Genomic DNA, 17798 nt, shown 5'->3' with positions numbered 1-17798 from the left:
CACTGGATAAAATTCCAGTGTTTTTAGTTGGCTTCATTAAAATTTATGGTTGTAAAAAGAGCTATCCAATGGATAACTCTTTTCAATTCCTTTTACTCATCTACTGTAGCAGTGTTTGAATTTGAATGTTCAGAGCCATTAGAGGCTGATGTCGATGGATTTGTTGAAGCATCAGGCCCGTACTGTTGACTATCTTGTGAACTTGATGAGTCACTGCTTTGGCTTGAGTCCCAACTTGATGATGAGCTAGATGTTCCTAGTGATCCTGTGTAAACATTTGATGTTGAAGAACCAGTAAGGAAGACATAGCTACCATTGTTATAAACACCACTAGGCATTTCAAAATCTTCAGAACCAGCACCATACATCTGGTTAAGGTAGCTACTTGTTACACCGTAGATTTGTTTAGCGATATCAAGGTCTGAACCATAAACTGGTGTTTTACGGTTTTTGTAACCTGTCCAAATCGCCATTGCATACTTAGTATTATAACCAACGAAAGTTTCATCCGGAACCATAAGGTCAGCATAGACACCACTTTCTTTTTGTACTTTATAGTACTCATCGTCATCGTAGTTAGATGTACCAGTCTTACCAGCATTGATTGTACCAGGAACATAAGCTTCAGTTGCTGTACCACCTGTCAATACTTGTTTCAACATACTTGACATCATGTAAGCTGTTTGTGGTGACATAGCTTCAACACCTTTAGAATCAAATGATTTTGTTGAACCGTCTTCAAATTTGATTGATTTAATGTAAGAAGGTTTATAGTAAGTACCACCATTTGCAAAGGCTGCATAGGCTGCGGCCATTTTCTCACTTGATGCACCATACTTAGGATCTGCTGATGATGTTGAAGATGAGATGGCATTGGAGTAGAACATTTCTGGATACTCAATACCTAAATCTTTCAAGAAGGACTGGGCATAGTCCAACCCAACAGCTTGGAGAGCTTTAACGGCTGTAACGTTACGTGATTGTTGAAGTGCATAAGTCAATGAAATGCTTCCGTAATACTTACGGTCCCAGTTGTAAACTGGTGTTGAAGAACCTGGGAAATTGTAAGGATTATCGTAAACAGTCGTACCAGTGTTTGTATAAACACCTTTTTCAATAGCAGGAGCATAGTCAGTGATTGGTTTCATTGTAGAACCCCAGTCACGGTCTGTTTGAACAGCTTGGTTGGTACCAAGTGCAATGTTTTCGTCTTGGTGACGTGAACCCAATTGGGCAACGACACGACCATTAGTAACATCAATAATAGTAGAAGCAACTTGGAGACTATCGTTTGGATAGTATACGTAGTCGTTAGTATTATAGACGTTCCAGATATATTTTTGAATATCTGGATTAAGGTTAGTGTAGACGTCGAGACCTGCTGAGTAAATATCAGCGTTGGCATCGGTAGATACCTGTTCAATAACTTGTTTGATGTAGTTATCTAAGTATGGCTCATAGCTAGCTTTCTTCGTAAGTGGAAGAAGGCCATCTGATACATCAGTTGCTTTAGCTTGCTCGTACTCTTCTTTAGAAATATTTTTGTCTTCATACATTTCATTAAGAACAGTGTTGCGACGTTCTTTAGCAGCATCCGGATTAGTATAAGGATCATATTGTGTTGGTGCTTGTGGGATGCCAGCAAGAAGAGCTGCTTGGGCAACTGAGAGGTCACCTAATTCTTTACCAAAATAAGATTTAGCTGCGGTCTTCATACCGTAGTAACCATTACCCATATAAACCTTATTAACGTAGAAGGTCAAGATTTCTTGTTTAGTAAACTGACGCTCCATTTGGAGAGATAACCATATTTCTTGTGACTTACGTTTAAGGGTTTGGTCTGAGGTATTAGTTGAGAAGTAAGCTAACTTAATCAACTGTTGGTCAAGTGTAGATCCCCCTTGAGTGCTGTTATGACGAAGGTTGTTAACAGCGGCTCCCATAATACGATAAACGTCAATGCCGCGATGGGTAAAGAAACGCTTATCCTCGATAGAGGTAATTGCATTGACTAGGGTTGTAGGAATCTCATCTGTTGATGCACTTTCACGTTTTTCGGATCCCAAGTCAGCAATAAGACTACCATTACCATCGTAAATCTTACTTGAGTTTGTTGATTGCAACTTATTCTCGGTAAGTTTAGGAACACTGCTAACATAGTAAGCAAAGAGTCCACCACCAGCAATGACACAGATTACAAAGAAAGTCAGTAGTCCAATAAAACCGTATTTTACAATACGCCATCCTAAACTTTGATCTGAAGCAGCTGAGCGTTTTCCTTTGCTATAGCGAGAAGAATCTGAACGTTTAACCTGTGTGTGTTTAGCACGTTTAGTTAAACCGTTAAGTGATTCTTTAAAGTTGCTGAAATTAAATTTAGCCATTATGTGTTACCACCTAATAATTTTTCAATGATTTCTAAATAAGGAACTTGAGGATAAGCTGCCTCTGCGATTGCATAACCTCTTTTTTTGATATAATCAAGAGGCATTGATTTTGTCCCCTTATCAATTCGATAAAAAGCGATTAAGTCTTTGGCAGGCAGAAGGTAGGTTTCCTTAAGCGTTGAAAAGTGAAGTAGCACGAAGCAGATTCCATCTTGATTGATGACCTGAGACATGTGCTCAATTTGATGCGCATGAAAGTTTTTCATAGGCATAGATGTCTTTTGCCGTGTCTCTTTGGCTTCAAAATCAATATAGTATCCTTTGTAGACACCAGAGTAGTCGGTAGTTGAGGCTTGCCTAAAGTAAGCTTCTACAATCTTTGCTCGTGAGCGTTTTGGATAATCGACTTTGACGATCTGAATAGGTGTAGGTTTCTTATGAATAACAGCTAAGCCACGCGACAAATAGTAATCATTAGTCGCATTAATAGCAGATTCAAAGTTCATTCCCCGATTGGCAAAGTCAACTCTATTCGATTTTTTAGTACGTACTTGTGCTATCTTACGAGATATCTGATGGGGATAGTTTACCATTTCTTTCCCTTCCTCTTTATAAGATATGCATAAAGACTATTTCATTATACCATAAAATGAACGAGGAAAACAATAAATGACATCACTACTCATAACAGGCTATAAGAGCTTTGAACTTGGTATTTTTAAAGACAAGGACCCTAAGGTAAACATCATTAAGAAGGCAATCAAACGTGATCTTAAACGTTTTTTAGATGAAGGTGTGGATTGGATGATTTTTACTGGGAACCTTGGTTTTGAATTTTGGGCGCTGGAAGTGGCTAAGGAACTTCAGAAAGACTATCCTTTGAGGTTAGCGACATTATTTCCATTTGAAACACACGGTCAGAATTGGAATGAAGCTAACCAAGCAAAATTGGCAACCTTTAAACAAGTTGATTTCGTAAAGTATAGTTTTCCAGCTTATCAATCGCCAGCTCAGTTCAAACAATTTAACCAGTTTCTCATCGATAATACAGACCAAGCTTATTTATTTTATGAGCCTGAAAATGAAACAAATTTGAAATATTTTTACAATATGATAATAGATGCAAGCGATTATCCCTTATTTCGATTGACTTTTGATGACCTCAATGAAGTCATGTCGGAATAGGACATAATTGAGTTTTAAACTTGCATTTTTATATTTTTTTCTGTATCATGAAAGCATTAGACTGTAAAGTATTAGTAAGTTAGATAAGATAAGTATTGGAGAAGAATAATGGCTAAGATTAATTTAACGCCCAAGAAAATCTACGAACAAGAATTTAAAACAAGCATGCGTGGATATGATAAAACAGAAGTTGATGAGTTTTTAGATGATGTGATCAAAGATTACGGTGTCTACATTGCTCTAGTTAAAGAATTGCAAGAGGAAAATGCAAAACTGAAGGCTAAGGAGACATCAGCTCCTGCAAGACGTCCCGCATATGCAAGTGCGACAAGTGAACCACCATATGCCACTGCCAATATTGCTTCGGCTTCAAACTATGATATCTTAAAACGTATCAGTCGCTTGGAAAAAGAGGTCTTTGGAAAACAAATCGTCGAATAAAAATGGTTTTGTGCAATTTTTGGATAATCGCATGGTTGCTAGTCTTCCATGAGGAAAGTCCATGCTAGCACTGGCTGTGATGCCAGTAGTGTTTGTGCTAGGTGAATCAATAAGCCTAGGGACTTGATTTTCAAGTTACGGCGAGCGAACTAGCTAAGTCTTAGGATAAGTTTTAGTAGCTCTGAAAGTGCCACAGTGACGGAGTTTTTAGGGAAACCTAAAAAGTGGAACGCGGTAAACCCCTCAAGCTAGCAACCCAAACTTTGGTAGGGGCATGGGATGGCTGGAAACGAACGGACCATTCTGACTGCTATGCAGTAGACAGATGATTATCGAAGGAAGTGGTACCTAGTCACTTCTGGAACAAAACATGGCTTATAGAAAATTGCATATAGGTGAGGCTGGGGCAAATGTCTCAGCCTTCTTTTAGCAAGAAACGTCTCTTTTGCGTCTACCAACTAAGGGCAAGAGTGAACAATAAGCTATAGTTTAGGGGAGTTTGTACTTGTAATAGTTAGGTAACAGGATGACAATGAAAGAAACATTTACATTAGTAGCAACTGCTGCAGCCGGACTTGAAGCTGTGGTTGGACGAGAACTACGTGAGTTGGGGTATGAGACTCAGGTTGAAAATGGTAAGGTGCGTTTCCAAGGAGATGTTCGTGCAATTGCTGAAACTAACCTTTGGTTGAGAGCTGCAGACCGTATCAAGATTGTGGTGGGAGAGTTTCCAGCACGTACTTTTGAGGAGCTTTTTCAAGGAGTTTATGCCTTGGACTGGGAAAATTATCTTCCCTTAGGTGCAAAGTTCCCAATTTCAAAAGCTAAATGTGTTAAATCAAAGCTCCATAATGAGCCGTCTGTTCAGGCAATTTCAAAAAAAGCTGTCGTTAAAAAATTACAGAAGTATTTCCACCGTCCGGAAGGAGTGCCTCTTCAAGAAACAGGAGCGGAATTTAAGATTGAAGTTTCTATTTTAAAGGATAAGGCTACGGTTTTGATTGATACCACAGGTGCTAGTCTCTTTAAGCGTGGCTACCGTACTGATAAAGGTGGGGCACCTATTAAGGAAAATATGGCGGCTGCTATCCTTGAACTTAGTAACTGGTATCCGGATAAACCGTTGATTGACCCGACTTGTGGTTCAGGGACCTTCTGTATTGAGGCTGCAATGATTGGTATGAACATTGCACCAGGATTTAATCGTGATTTTGCCTTTGAAGCATGGAATTGGGTAGATAAAGATTTAGTACAGTCGGTACGTGATGAAGCAGACAACAAGGCAAATTACGATGTTGAATTAGACATTATGGGTTGTGATATTGATAGCCGTATGGTTGAGATTGCTAAGGCTAATGCTCGCGAAGCTGGACTTGAAGATGTTGTTAAATTGAAACAAATGCGTTTACAGGACTTGAAAACAGATAAAATCAACGGTGTCATTATTTCAAATCCTCCTTATGGGGAGCGCTTGTTGGATGACAAGGCTGTGGATATCTTGTATAATGAAATGGGTCAAACTTTTGTGCCGCTTAAAACGTGGAGCAAGTTTATCTTGACCAGTGATGAACAATTTGAAAGTAAATACGGCATGAAAGCTGATAAAAAACGTAAGCTTTATAACGGGACTCTTCGCGTTGATTTGTATCAATATTTTGGAGAGCGTGTTCGCCGTTCTGAGGCTAGAAAGGTAAATTAAACGTGTCAGAAGATAAAACACAAGATGGCTATGAAGAAAGCCAAGAGTTAGATTTCCAAGATGCCAAGGAAATGACAGTCGGTGAGGCTGTCCGCAAAGAAGCTGAGATTAATGCTGGTGTAACCGAAACAGATAGTATTTTGGATAAGTATATTAAGCAACATCGTGAGGAAGTTACCTCACAAAAATTTTCAAAGAAAATTGAAGCAGATGGCGATACATCACCCTTGTATGCCTTCATTCAAAAGCAACGTCAGGAATTTGCTGATTCAGGTCTGATTGCTCAATCAATGGCTAATGAGGCAACCAACTCAACGACTGCTGATGAAACAGTAACACCTATGACTTTTGGTTCGGGCACAACTGACGCTAAGGAAGATGATACTCAAGCTTCTGTTGAACCTGAAATCACTGTGAAACCAGAAAGTCAAAGCTCTGAAACCATAATAACATCAACTAATGCTGATCGTTTTATCACGTCAGAAGCAGAAAAATTCGATCTTGGTGAAGCCCTTGCTGCAACGGCTAGATCAACTAATCAACAAGTTGATAACGCTGATATGGTAGACAATATTGATGATTCGGAACCAGGAAGTACCTTACCTGCTGATGACAAGGCTTCTGAGCCACAAGACTCTAAACCTCTGTTGGAAGATGTCGAAGTCTCAGAAACAATCGACTTAGAAGCTATTGCCACAACAGTTGCTGGTGTAACAGGAGTTAAAGCTGATGAAGCAAAAGCGACACCAAAAGTGTCTATGACAGTTAATCATCCATCAGAAGAAGATAGAATCTCTTCAGGGTCTAATTCTCCATCTCATAAGGGTTTCTTTGATGGTGATATTCCACTTTATCGCCGTAAGGGTGTTGTTATCGCTGCTCTCACGGTTCTTGCTCTAGCTATAATTGGTGGTGGCTATGCTCTTTATAAAGGAACACATAGCCAATCTGCGAAAACTACAAGCACTGCTTCTTCAGCAGTAATACCATCATCAAGCAAGGATGCATCAACTTCTGATAATAAAGCCTTCGAAGACATGTATAAGAATTTCTTCACAGATGATGAGCAGACAAAACTAGCTAATGATCAATTTGGTAAGCTATCAGACTTGGAAAAACTACTTAAAAAATTGGAAAAAACCAAGTATTATGATGCAGCTAAGGCCAAATACGATAACTTGAAGAAACAAATCGAAGCTATTGAAAAAGTCAATAGTAAGTATGAATCAGATGCTCTTGTAGACGGTAGCTATAATGCCTCTATCTCAGTTAAATCTGATGCAAACTTTAATGATCTTTCAGAACGTGTAACAAATACTGGCAATGCTAGTCTTGATAGCACTATCCAAGAAGCCATTAAGGGCGGTAAAACACAGATTGAAGAAAAGGCTAAAGCTGCAAGTGCAACGTCTGCAGCGACAGCTTCTGAAAGTGTTAATACTGCTACTCCTTCGGGAGATAACACATCTGGATCAGCTAACTCAGGTGCAACTGGTTCAACTGGTGCGACTGGAGGAACTACTGGTGGTACAGCTGCAACTTCAACAGTTGTGACACGAGGCATCGTAAATTACAATCCATCTATCCTTCAACGTGATCGCTCTCGTGTGCCTTATAATGCAAACGTAGTAGCGGATACAAGTAATCCAGCTTGGACTTGGGCTAATGGTGTTCTTGATAAGATTATTGCAACATCTCACTCACGCGGGTACTTCTCAGGAGATAACTTTATCCTTGAGCCAGTCAACATCATCAACGGAAATGGTTACTACAACATGTACCTTCCAGATGGAACTTATCTCTTTAGTATCAACTGTAAGACAGGTTACTATGTTGGTAATGGTTCAGGTCACTCAGATAAACTTGATTATTAATAATAATCGATGACACTCCCTAGGGAGTGTTTTTTGTTTTATCTTGGTGAAGGCCGAGTTTATAAGAATTTTGTGCTATAATAGAGGGATAAGATAGGGGTGAATACTATGGCGAAATTGATGCCGGGTAGGGTCCGTAATGAGGGGATTAAACTTTTTGAAAAGGGTCTAATTGCCATTCATCAGGTCTCAGAAACTCAGTTGGACACGACAGTTGGCCAACATCATTTAATTTATGCGCTTGATGATTCTGAAATCACGTGTGACTGTGATTATTTCGCTCAAAAAGGCTATTGTCCCCATTTGGCGGCGGTTGAGTATTATCTAAAAAATGATAAAGAAGGCCAGCACCTCTTGGCAGAACTGGAAGAGGAACAAGAGTCCTCTCAAGGTCAAGAGCGAGGTCACTCTTTTGGTGGTTTATTTTTAGAAGGGATTTCCCTGAATGAAGATGATACCGTTAGATATAGCTTGATGGTAGAGGGAGAGGAGTCTACCTTTGGTTCAGAAATTTGGTGGAGTATACGTTTACGTCGCTTACCAGATGAACGTTCTTATGTTATTCGAGATATTCCTGCCTTTCTCAAACTTGTAGAGGCTGAGGGTTATTATCAGATAGGTAAGAACTACTATGAACCCCTATCACTTATTCAATTTGACCAGGCTTCACAGGCATTTTTAAACTACCTAGGACGGATGATTCCGGATGAAGCCAAGACTAATTTAGACTTTATTTTACCGAATAATGCACGTCACCTTTGTCTCCCCTACGGTTTTTTTGAGGAAGGTTTGAGACGGATGCAAGATTTGGATGGCTTTAGGTTTGAATGGGAAGGAACTGAATACCGCCAACTTTTGGTCGAGGATTTGACTGCTGATGCCAATCTCTTCTCGTTTGATATTTGTGTCGAGCCCAAGATGATTGAATTGACTGTCGCTGAGAAGAATAGTCAGGCCTTTTTTAATAATCGTATTCTCTTTTATCAAGGTGTTTTTTATCGTCTGAATAGAAAACAACAAAAACTTTTGGTTGGCTTACGCTCTCTTCCAATCGGAAGCGATTTGAATAAGCACGTCAGCTTTAATCTCGATGAACAAGCTATCTTGGCTGCTAGTCTTTTTGATTTTAAGACTATGGGGCCGGTTAAGGCACCAAAAGCTTTTAATATCAAGGATTTTACACCGAGGTTTCGCTTTAATCTGAAAGGTGACAGTGAGGTTATTCTTACATTAGCCTTTGATTTTGATGGTTTTTTGGTACATGATCGCCAAGAGTTGAGCCGTTTAGGATTTACTAGTAACTATCGTCATGAGCAGGCTGTTTTTCGTTTGATGTCTAAGCATGGATTCACCCCTGATTTTCAGTCATCTAAACGATTAAGTAGCAGTCAAGAGCTCTATGATTTCTTTGCGAATACTCTACCAGATTTTGAAAATGCAGGAACGGTTCTGATTGGACAAGAGTTACGTGACTTACGGGTTGAGCAGAGTCCACAGGTTCAGGTAGAGCGTCAGGGAAATTTATTAGATATTTCCTTTGATTTTTCAAGTCTTGACGACGAAGATGTGGATCATGCTTTAGCAGCCTTGATGGAAAGCTCGCCCTATTTTATCAATCGTAGTGGTCAGTTGATTGTTTTTGACGAAGCGACGCATCGTATTAGTGAGAGTCTCAAAACTCTGAGAGCTCGTTATTCAGGAAAAGGTCACCTAGAACTCCATCAATTAACTGCCTATCAATTGATGGATGCTCTTTCAGAAAGTGATTCTGTTCGTTTTTCAAAAGATTTCCAACTCTTAACGCAACATTTGAGTAAGCCAGAGACCTTTGATTTGCCAACCTATAAGGTAGAAGCTGGTCTTCGTCCCTACCAGGAAAAAGGTGTTCAGTGGCTATCTATGTTGCATCACTATGGTTTTGGGGGTATCTTAGCCGATGATATGGGGTTGGGGAAAACTTTGCAAACTATTGCCTATCTCTCTGCACATTTAGAAGAAGGACAACGAGTTTTGGTTTTGTCACCATCAAGCCTGATTTACAATTGGCAGGATGAGTTTAAAAAGTTCGCTCCTCAGTTAGATGTGGAGGTTTCTTATGGACTCAAGCCAAAACGTGATGACATCATTGCCGAAGACCACCAGATTATCATTACAAGCTACGCTTCCTTCCGTCAGGATTTTGATGCTTATAAGGCTGGCAAATATGACTATCTCATTCTCGATGAGGCTCAGGTCATGAAGAATACACAGACAAAGATTGCCCAATATCTACGTGATTTTTCTGTTCCACATTGCTTAGCACTATCTGGAACGCCTATTGAAAATCATTTGTTGGAGATTTGGTCTATTTTCCAGATTATTCTACCAGGACTTTTACCAGCTAAGAAAACGTTTCTTAAGTTAACACCTAAGGAAGTGGCTAGGTATATTTCTCCCTTTATTCTAAGACGTAAAAAAGAAGAGGTTCTTCCTGATCTACCAGATTTGATTGAAATCACTCACCAAAGTGAATTGTCAGATGCTCAAAAGGCTATCTATTTAGCACAATTGCAACAGATGCAACAAGGATTAATTTCGGCAAGTGATCAGGAAATCAACCGTCATAAGGTGGAAATCTTGTCAGGAATTACCCGCTTACGACAAATCTGTGATACCCCAGCCCTCTTTATGGATTACGCTGGTGATAGTGGGAAATTAGATAGTCTTAGAGACCTACTTAGTCAAATTAAGGAATCAGACCATCGTGTCCTTATTTTTTCACAATTTCGTGGGATGTTAGATATTACAGAAGGCCTTTTGGAAGAATTGGGTATTTCCTCTTATAAATTAACGGGGTCTACCCCATCTGATAGTCGTCAGGAGATGACCAGAGCCTTCAATCAGGGGAGTCGAGATGCCTTTTTGATTTCTTTAAAAGCAGGGGGTGTGGGGCTCAACTTGACTGGTGCTGATACAGTTATTCTGATTGACCTTTGGTGGAATCCAGCGGTGGAAATGCAGGCTATTAGTCGTGCTCATCGTATAGGTCAGGAACAAAATGTCGAAGTTTTCCGTTTGATTACAAGAGGTACTATCGAAGAGAAGATTCTTGAGCTTCAAGAAGGTAAGAAAAATCTCGTTACAACAGTATTAGATGGCAATGAAAGCCGTGCTAGCATGACAGTTGAGGATATTAAAGAAATTCTTGGTATTGCAATATCTTAATCTGTTATATTTAATATTGGAATACTAAAATATAAAAATGACACTAGGCAAATCTTTTGAATTAGGCTATAATAGAATATTGCAAGACGTATCTCCCCATTCCCGATTGTTTATATTAAGATACGCATCATCTCGAAAACGAAAGGAAGTCTTTTATGCATCGCCAAAGACGACAATTTCCGCTGATTCCGGACGGAGAATCTTGCTTGCAAGAACCTATCTCTATGCGTCTATATGAAAATGAAGATTTAATCACTAATATCCGTGGTCCTTATCAGGATAAGGACTATAACGATTTCTTGCTGGACCATGAATTCTTGTCAGCTAAGGCTCATAAACGTAAGCAGGCTCCAAACCGAGCTGAAACACAAGAGGATGGAATGACTTATGCTGAAGAAGCCCGTGAAAAGGCGAAACGTGACGTACGTGATAAACGCCAAAAATATCTACGCCAAGAAGTTCAATCAACTAAATCTACGAATATCCGTTCACTAGCTGCTAAGCCTAAGGTAGAAAATAAACCAAGCTTTGAGGCTACTGTTGAGGCGGTTGCTGTAACAACGGATAAGGAGCCAGTGACGGCGTCTATCTTGGAAGCTCCTGTGAGTGCTATTAAGAGAACATTAGCACCTAATGGGAAACACTCAAAAATCCATCACTTGGCAAATCGTCTGAAACAGGATACTTATATCTTGGCAGAAGTGGCTCCAACTTATCAACAACCTAGTAACCCATCTCGTAAGAACGTTAAGAAAAATAGCTATGACTTCTTGAAACGTAGCCAGGTTTATAATTACCCAGAACGTCAAGCTCACCGTGAACACCGAATTGCTCAAGAACTAAATTTGACGCATTTAGAAGATGCAAATTAATCGCAGTTTAATTGCAAGGAGAAACTATGTCAAAAACTTATCATTTTATTGGAATTAAAGGATCTGGTATGTCGGCTTTGGCTTTGATGCTTCATCAAATGGGACACAAGGTTCAAGGCTCCGATGTGGAAAAATACTACTTCACCCAACGTGGTCTTGAGCAAGCGGGTATTCCAATCCTTCCTTTCGATGAAAAAAACATCACTGAAGATGTTGAATTGATTGCTGGGAATGCTTTTCGTGAAGATAACAACGTTGAAATTGCTTATGCCATTAAAAATGGTTATAAGTTTAAGCGTTACCATGAATTTTTGGGTCATTTCATGAATCAGTTCACTAGCTTTGGTGTGGCTGGTGCACATGGTAAGACCTCTACGACAGGACTCTTGTCACACGCTATGAAAAACATCACAGATACGTCATACCTTATTGGTGATGGAACAGGACATGGTTCTGCCAATGCACAATACTTTGTCTTTGAAGCAGATGAATATGAACGTCATTTCATGCCGTACCATCCTGCTTACTCAATTATCACGAACATTGACTTTGACCATCCAGATTACTTTACAAGTATTGATGATGTTTTCTCAGCATTCGATGATTATGCAAAGCAAGTACAAAAAGGGCTCTTTGTTTACGGTGAGGATTCTAACCTCCGTAAAATTACATCCAATGCACCAATCTATTATTATGGCTTTGAAGAAAATGATGACTTCATGGCAGCAGAGATTGTTCGTACAACGACGGGGTCTAACTTCAAGGTGAAACATGATGGACACATTATAGGGGAATTCCATGTGCCAGCTTATGGTCGTCACAATATCTTGAATGCAACTGCGGTTATTGCTAACTTGTATGTAGCTGGTTTTGACATGGCCTTAGTTGCGGAACATCTAAAAACTTTCTCTGGGGTTAAACGCCGTTTCACAGAGAAAATTATTAGTGATACTGTTATCATCGATGACTTTGCTCACCACCCAACTGAAATTATTGCAACGCTAGATGCAGCACGTCAAAAGTACCCATCTAAAGAGATTGTTGCTATTTTCCAACCACATACCTTCACACGTACCATCGCCCTTCTTGATGAATTTGCTGAAGCTTTGAACGAAGCAGATGCTGTTTATTTGGCACAAATTTACGGTTCAGCGCGTGAGGTTGACCATGGTGATGTTAAGGTTGAAGATCTTGCTGCTAAGATCAATAAACCTGCCAAAGTGGTTACAGTTGAAAATGTCTCACCTCTCCTTGACCATGACAATGCTGTCTATGTCTTTATGGGAGCTGGAGACATCCAACTTTATGAACGTTCATTTGAAGAGCTCCTAGCAAGCTTGCAAACCCACATGTAATATATTAGGGCTGTAGCGATTTCGCTCAGCTCTTTCTCTTGGATAGAAAGGGATTTTAGATGATTATTCGACACGCTAGAACGAATGATTGGACTGATGTTGTTCGTATCGAACAAGATAATTTTTCGCCTGAAGAGGCTGCTACACCAGAGGCTATTGCAGAGCGTTTAGAGACAATTTGCGATACCTTCCTAATTGCTGAAATTGATGGAATTGTAGCTGGTTATATAGAAGGACCTGTGATTGCGGAACGTTATCTCACAGATGACCTGTTCCATAAAGTGGCTCCTAATGCTAGTCAAGGAGGCTATATCGCAGTTACTAGTTTATCTATCTCCAAAGACTTTAAAGGGCAAGGTGTTGGAACATCCTTGATTGCAGCTCTTAAAGACCTAGCTATTGCTCAAAAACGTCAAGGGATTAGCTTGACTTGTCATGATTACCTGATTACCTACTATGAGATGAATGGTTTCATTGACGAAGGAGAATCCAAATCAAACCATGGCGGTAGCATCTGGTATAATATGGTCTGGGAGAACCCAGAAGGCTAGTAATGCCAGTGTTACGTTACTGTGACAAAGAACCAATTGATTTGCATTAACTGACTTTTTAAGATATAATGGCGTTTGTTACTATAGAGGAGGTATGCCTTGACGGACAAGTATAACGAACACTCTGAATCTGCTGAAGATAGCCTAAGCTTTAAAAATCAGCTTCTTCGAGATTTACAAGAAGCGACACGGCTCCGTTCTCTTCGTGAGGAGGAGTATAAAAAAAGTGCAACTATGCCCGAGACACCACTTTCAATGTCAGCTGATAGCCATGCAATCGATTCTGGATCAGCGTCAAATAAAGTAAGTAACCAAAATTTGAGTTCTCATTCTGTTGCTCATAGTGCTATAGCTAAAACTATGACTTCTGAGACGGCTCGAGATTTTCAAGATAGTGTTGACTTGTCTTCTAATTCTCAAGCTGACTCTTTAGCTCCTGATGTCCATTCAAACGTAATATCAAGTCCTAAAGAACAAGTTGATAAGGAGAAAAATTTAATTATTCCTCAGGAGACTGAATTGTCGAAACGTCGTTTTAAACGTCCAGTTTGGGAAACTAGTCTTAACGCGGAATTAGAGGAAGAATATATTCCTGCATATGTTGCTAAGGAGCTCATTGAAGCTAAGGCTAAAGAATCTATCTACACGGATCCTAAAGAATTGGTGTCCAAGATGACATCAGAACGTCAAAAAAAAGCATTTTTGCAGGAACATCATACAGCAAGTAATCACTCTGAACCAGTAAGAGTTCAGTCAGACCTAGTAACTGATGACAATGAGGGTGATGAGAGTATTGCTTTAGCAGCCTCTGGAAAAGCTAACAAAAAGAAACGTAAGAAAGTGAAGAAGAAAAAGTCTTCGCCAAAAGATGTTAAACAGGACGAAATCATCGACGAAGAACCAATTTCACGCTCCAACCGAAATCAAAAACGCAATAAAAATAATCGTCGTGCAGGACGAATTGCAAGAAACATCATTGTCTTCTTGATTCTTATCTTATCATTAGCTGGATTCTTTGGTTATCGATATGTTAGTGATGCAGTTGGTGCAAAAGATGTCAAGTCGACTAAGTTTATTAGTGTTGAAATTCCTGAAAATTCAGGTAGCAGTTACATCGGTCAGTTGTTGGAATCAGCTGGTGTCATTAAATCTGGTAAAGTCTTTAATTACTATACCAAATTTAAGAACATTTCAAATCTAAAAAGTGGTTACTATAACCTTCAGCCTAGTATGACTATGGATGAAATTATTGAGGCACTTCAGAAAAAAGGAAGTGATAAGCCTCAGGAACCATCTCTGGGTACAGTCTTGGTTAAAGAAGGATACACCATTGAGCAAATCGCCAAGGCGATTGAAGTTAATTCATCAGCTAAAAAAGGTAAACATTCATCTACTGGACTTAAGGCAAAAGATTTCTTGAAACTTATGAAGGATGATGTTTTTCTTACTAAGATGAAAGCGAAGTACCCAACCTTGTTGGCAAACCTTCCGAAGGATACAGATGCTAAGTATGTCCTAGAGGGTTATCTGTTCCCAGCGACTTATAACATTCATGACGATACGACGGTGGAATCTTTGGCAGAGGAAATGCTCTCTACGATGGACACCTACCTATCACCATACTATGCAACAATCTCATCAAGTAACCACAATGTTAATGAGATCTTGACTTTAGCTTCTCTTGTTGAAAAAGAGGGAGCAACTGACGATGACCGTAAAAACATTGCTAGCGTTTTCTATAATCGTCTTGATTCAGACATGGCCTTGCAAAGTAATATCGCAGTTCTTTATGCTCTTGGAAAACTTGGTCAAGAAACGACCTTGAAAGAAGATGTAACGATTGATACGAATATTGACTCCCTTTATAATGATTATGTTCATAAAGGGTTGATGCCTGGTCCTGTAGATAGTCCTAGTCTGTCGGCAATAGAAGCGGTTATCAATCCATCTTCTACCAAGTACATGTACTTTGTGGCGGATGTATCCACTGGTAATGTCTATTTTGCTGAGAGCTATGAAGAGCACCAGCACAATGTTGAAACTTATATTAATAGCAAACTAAAAGATAAATAGTCTGATTGGTTAATTAAAATTTTGTAACTGACTACTGAGTTTGATTTTAAACCGACTGGCTAAAAAATAGGAAAGAGAAAAAAATGGCAGAAAAAACATATGTAATGACCCTAGCAGAAAAAGAACAACTTGAAGCAGAATTGGAGGAGTACAAACTCGTACGTCGTCCAGAAGTTGTAGAACGAATCAAGATTGCCCGTTCTTATGGTGACCTTTCAGAAAACTCTGAGTATGAGGCGGCTAAAGATGAGCAAGCCTTTGTTGAAGGTCAAATTCAAATTCTTGAAACAAAGATTCGTTACGCAGAAATCGTTGATAGTGATGCTGTTGCTAATGACGAAGTTGCGATTGGTAAAACAGTTGTTGTGCAAGAAGTTGGTACAAGCGACAAAGATACTTACCATATCGTTGGTGCAGCCGGTGCTGATATTTTCTCAGGTAAAATTTCAAATGAAAGCCCAATTGCTCAAGCCTTGATTGGTAAGAAAGTTGGAGATAAAGTAGCTATCGAATCACCAGCAGGTAGCTACTCTGTTGAAATCCTTAGTGTAGAAAAAACAGCCTAAGCAAATGTTAGGACAAAATTGTCCAGTATTTGAACAAACATCGAAATACCTACATGATGTAGTAGTTGTTTGATCCTTGTGGGAGTGAGGCAGAACGTTTGTTCTGTCTTACTCCTTTTTTAGTTACCAGGGATATTAGGAGTTAGGCTGGTCTGAATTAATCTATGAGAAAAGCACTCTTGGCATTTGCCAAGAGTGCTTTGTAGCTTATTTACGATTTTGTTTACCAGCGTTACGATTTTTTTGGGGTTTATCTGCAATTGCTTGGGTATTTTTTGGAGTAACATCTTTACGCTTGTTTGGTGTTGTACGAGGGGCTTTTGGAGGATTCTTTTTGAACTCTTCAGCAACTTTCTCTTTTAAGCGAGGTTTGATGATATAGTTAGTAATCAACTGCTGGATAATAGAGAAGATACCACCAACGAACCAGTAAAGGATTACGGCTGCAGGTGAGCTAATACCAAAGAAAATCATCATGATTGGCATGCTGTACATAGTCGCCGCCATTTGCTTACGTTGCTCCTCAGGAACTTGTTGAATAGACAACCAAGATTGGAAATAGTACAGAGCGGCAATGATGATAATCAATGGGAAGTCACGATGACCGAGGTTAAACCAGAGGAAGTCATCCTTGAGTACACCAGGAGTGTAACGAGCTGCGTAGTAAAGCGCTGAGAAGAATGGAAACTGAATCAATAGAGGAAGACATCCAACACCCCCCATCAAACTAAGACCGTTTTCACGCTGAGCTTGCATGAGTTCAGACTGAGCAGCCATTTTTTCTTCTTGAGTTTCAGCGTTACGCAAACGTTCGTTGATTGGTTCCAAGATAGGAGCAAGGTACTCACGTTTTGCTGATTGGTAGGCTGCACTACGAGATTGGTGAAGACCAAGTGGTAAGATAATCAAACGAACAATGATGGTTACGAAGATAATACCAAGCCCAAATCCCAGACCAAGATTATTTGCGAAGTAGGTGATGACGTGGCTCATAGGACGACCAAGTAGGTTCCAGACCCAACCAGTGGGATTACCAGACTTATCAAGGCTCACACATCCTGATAGGAAGAAAAGCATGCTGGCAGCAAGCCCCATCAGGGCTAGACGTTTTTGATTTTTATTCACAATATCATTCCTTTTGTTTTTTAGTTATACTTGTCTATTTTACCCTTTTTTAAGGAAGAGAACAAGCTAAAAACGGAGGCATCATCTTAATTTGCAATGCGAAAATCACTGTAATTTGAGAAGTTTGCCATAGTTACATCGACATAGGTTACATTAGACCATTTTGAAGGCCCTTTTCGAACTTCTTGGATAAACTTAGCTAACTTAGCAGGCTTATCTGATTGTGCTAGAATTTCAACAGTTCCATTATCGTTGTTCCAGACTCGACCGTAAATATCTCCAATTTCGAGTGCTAATGCATAGGTTGAATAACGAAAACCAACACCTTGGACTCTTCCTGAGACTAATAATCTTACTTTTTGCATGGCCCATGACCTCCTTTTGAAACCTCTTTCTTTCAGTATAATCCTTACTATAAAGTGGGTCAAGTCCAAGATTTATCAAGGAATTTCTGCTATAATGAGTG

Annotated in this window: 14 protein-coding genes and 1 other RNA gene; 11 read left to right on the top strand and 4 right to left on the bottom strand. The window is 39.6% G+C overall.

What is annotated here, in order from left to right; translation table 11 throughout:
• Positions 1–92: 92 nt before the first annotated feature.
• Both pbp1a and recU read right to left on the bottom strand, forming a co-directional pair.
• A complete protein-coding gene (gene pbp1a / locus RDY04_RS03475) occupies positions 93–2384 on the bottom strand; it encodes a penicillin-binding protein PBP1A (protein WP_303952148.1) in 2292 nt (763 codons plus the stop codon).
• Positions 2384–2980, bottom strand: coding sequence for a Holliday junction resolvase RecU (gene recU, locus RDY04_RS03470; protein ID WP_295493692.1), 597 nt, complete (start codon positions 2978–2980; stop codon positions 2384–2386). The genes pbp1a and recU overlap by 1 nt, the downstream gene beginning before the upstream one ends.
• A gap of 76 nt (positions 2981–3056) precedes the next feature.
• Between recU and RDY04_RS03465 the strand changes: the two genes are divergently transcribed.
• From RDY04_RS03465 to greA, 11 genes are all read left to right on the top strand, one after another.
• Positions 3057–3572 carry a DUF1273 domain-containing protein gene (locus RDY04_RS03465; protein ID WP_303952145.1) on the top strand — a complete coding sequence of 172 codons (516 nt, stop codon included), beginning with the start codon at positions 3057–3059 and terminating at the stop codon, positions 3570–3572.
• Between the two features lie 108 nt (positions 3573–3680).
• Positions 3681–4013 (top strand): cell division regulator GpsB, encoded by a 333-nt coding sequence (gene gpsB, locus RDY04_RS03460; protein WP_003095155.1) that lies wholly within the window; start codon positions 3681–3683, stop codon positions 4011–4013.
• A 15-nt stretch (positions 4014–4028) separates the two neighbouring features.
• An RNA gene (rnpB, locus tag RDY04_RS03455) (RNase P RNA component class B) lies at positions 4029–4396 on the top strand.
• Between the two features lie 149 nt (positions 4397–4545).
• A complete protein-coding gene (locus RDY04_RS03450) occupies positions 4546–5712 on the top strand; it encodes a class I SAM-dependent RNA methyltransferase (protein ID WP_303952143.1) in 1167 nt (388 codons plus the stop codon).
• 2 nt (positions 5713–5714) lie between these two features.
• The gene (locus tag RDY04_RS03445) at positions 5715–7586 is read left to right on the top strand and encodes a cell division site-positioning protein MapZ family protein (protein WP_303952141.1); all 1872 of its coding nucleotides are present in this window, start codon (positions 5715–5717) and stop codon (positions 7584–7586) included.
• Positions 7587–7694: 108 nt separating this feature from the next.
• On the top strand, positions 7695–10790 hold the full coding sequence (locus RDY04_RS03440) for a DEAD/DEAH box helicase (RefSeq protein ID WP_303952139.1): 3096 nt from the start codon (positions 7695–7697) through the stop codon (positions 10788–10790).
• Positions 10791–10945: 155 nt separating this feature from the next.
• A complete protein-coding gene (locus RDY04_RS03435; protein ID WP_295493680.1) occupies positions 10946–11662 on the top strand; it encodes a hypothetical protein in 717 nt (238 codons plus the stop codon).
• A 26-nt stretch (positions 11663–11688) separates the two neighbouring features.
• The gene (gene murC / locus RDY04_RS03430; protein ID WP_303952121.1) at positions 11689–13017 is read left to right on the top strand and encodes a UDP-N-acetylmuramate--L-alanine ligase; all 1329 of its coding nucleotides are present in this window, start codon (positions 11689–11691) and stop codon (positions 13015–13017) included.
• 59 nt (positions 13018–13076) lie between these two features.
• The gene (locus RDY04_RS03425; RefSeq protein ID WP_303952119.1) at positions 13077–13568 is read left to right on the top strand and encodes a GNAT family N-acetyltransferase; all 492 of its coding nucleotides are present in this window, start codon (positions 13077–13079) and stop codon (positions 13566–13568) included.
• 99 nt (positions 13569–13667) lie between these two features.
• Entirely contained in the window at positions 13668–15641 is a 1974-nt protein-coding gene (mltG, locus tag RDY04_RS03420) for an endolytic transglycosylase MltG (RefSeq protein ID WP_303952117.1), read from the top strand.
• Positions 15642–15724: 83 nt separating this feature from the next.
• Positions 15725–16207: a transcription elongation factor GreA gene (gene greA / locus RDY04_RS03415; RefSeq protein WP_003095077.1), complete on the top strand. Its 483-nt coding sequence runs from the start codon at positions 15725–15727 to the stop codon at positions 16205–16207.
• A gap of 207 nt (positions 16208–16414) precedes the next feature.
• Here the strand turns inward: greA and yidC are convergent, their stop codons facing one another.
• Both yidC and RDY04_RS03405 read right to left on the bottom strand, forming a co-directional pair.
• The gene (gene yidC / locus RDY04_RS03410) at positions 16415–17332 is read right to left on the bottom strand and encodes a membrane protein insertase YidC (RefSeq protein ID WP_303952115.1); all 918 of its coding nucleotides are present in this window, start codon (positions 17330–17332) and stop codon (positions 16415–16417) included.
• An 86-nt stretch (positions 17333–17418) separates the two neighbouring features.
• Positions 17419–17697, bottom strand: coding sequence for an acylphosphatase (locus RDY04_RS03405; protein WP_002949463.1), 279 nt, complete (start codon positions 17695–17697; stop codon positions 17419–17421).
• Positions 17698–17798 lie beyond the last annotated feature (101 nt).

The sequence above is a fragment of the uncultured Streptococcus sp. genome, from assembly GCF_902463925.1.
Lineage (GTDB): Bacteria > Bacillota > Bacilli > Lactobacillales > Streptococcaceae > Streptococcus.
Note: the sequence above shows the minus strand (reverse complement) of the source record. Positions and strands in the feature narration are given on the sequence as shown.

Excerpts from the sequence above, each read along its gene's own strand:
- pbp1a (WP_303952148.1), bottom strand. The coding sequence starts at position 2,384 with ATGGCTAAATTTAATTTCAGCAACTTTAAAGAATCACTTAACGGTTTA.
- gpsB (WP_003095155.1), top strand. The coding sequence starts at position 3,681 with ATGGCTAAGATTAATTTAACGCCCAAGAAAATCTACGAACAAGAATTT.
- recU (WP_295493692.1), bottom strand. The coding sequence starts at position 2,980 with ATGGTAAACTATCCCCATCAGATATCTCGTAAGATAGCACAAGTACGT.
- RDY04_RS03425 (WP_303952119.1), top strand. The coding sequence starts at position 13,077 with ATGATTATTCGACACGCTAGAACGAATGATTGGACTGATGTTGTTCGT.
- RDY04_RS03465 (WP_303952145.1), top strand. The coding sequence starts at position 3,057 with ATGACATCACTACTCATAACAGGCTATAAGAGCTTTGAACTTGGTATT.
- RDY04_RS03405 (WP_002949463.1), bottom strand. The coding sequence starts at position 17,697 with ATGCAAAAAGTAAGATTATTAGTCTCAGGAAGAGTCCAAGGTGTTGGT.
- RDY04_RS03440 (WP_303952139.1), top strand. The coding sequence starts at position 7,695 with ATGGCGAAATTGATGCCGGGTAGGGTCCGTAATGAGGGGATTAAACTT.
- greA (WP_003095077.1), top strand. The coding sequence starts at position 15,725 with ATGGCAGAAAAAACATATGTAATGACCCTAGCAGAAAAAGAACAACTT.
- RDY04_RS03435 (WP_295493680.1), top strand. The coding sequence starts at position 10,946 with ATGCATCGCCAAAGACGACAATTTCCGCTGATTCCGGACGGAGAATCT.
- RDY04_RS03450 (WP_303952143.1), top strand. The coding sequence starts at position 4,546 with ATGAAAGAAACATTTACATTAGTAGCAACTGCTGCAGCCGGACTTGAA.
- murC (WP_303952121.1), top strand. The coding sequence starts at position 11,689 with ATGTCAAAAACTTATCATTTTATTGGAATTAAAGGATCTGGTATGTCG.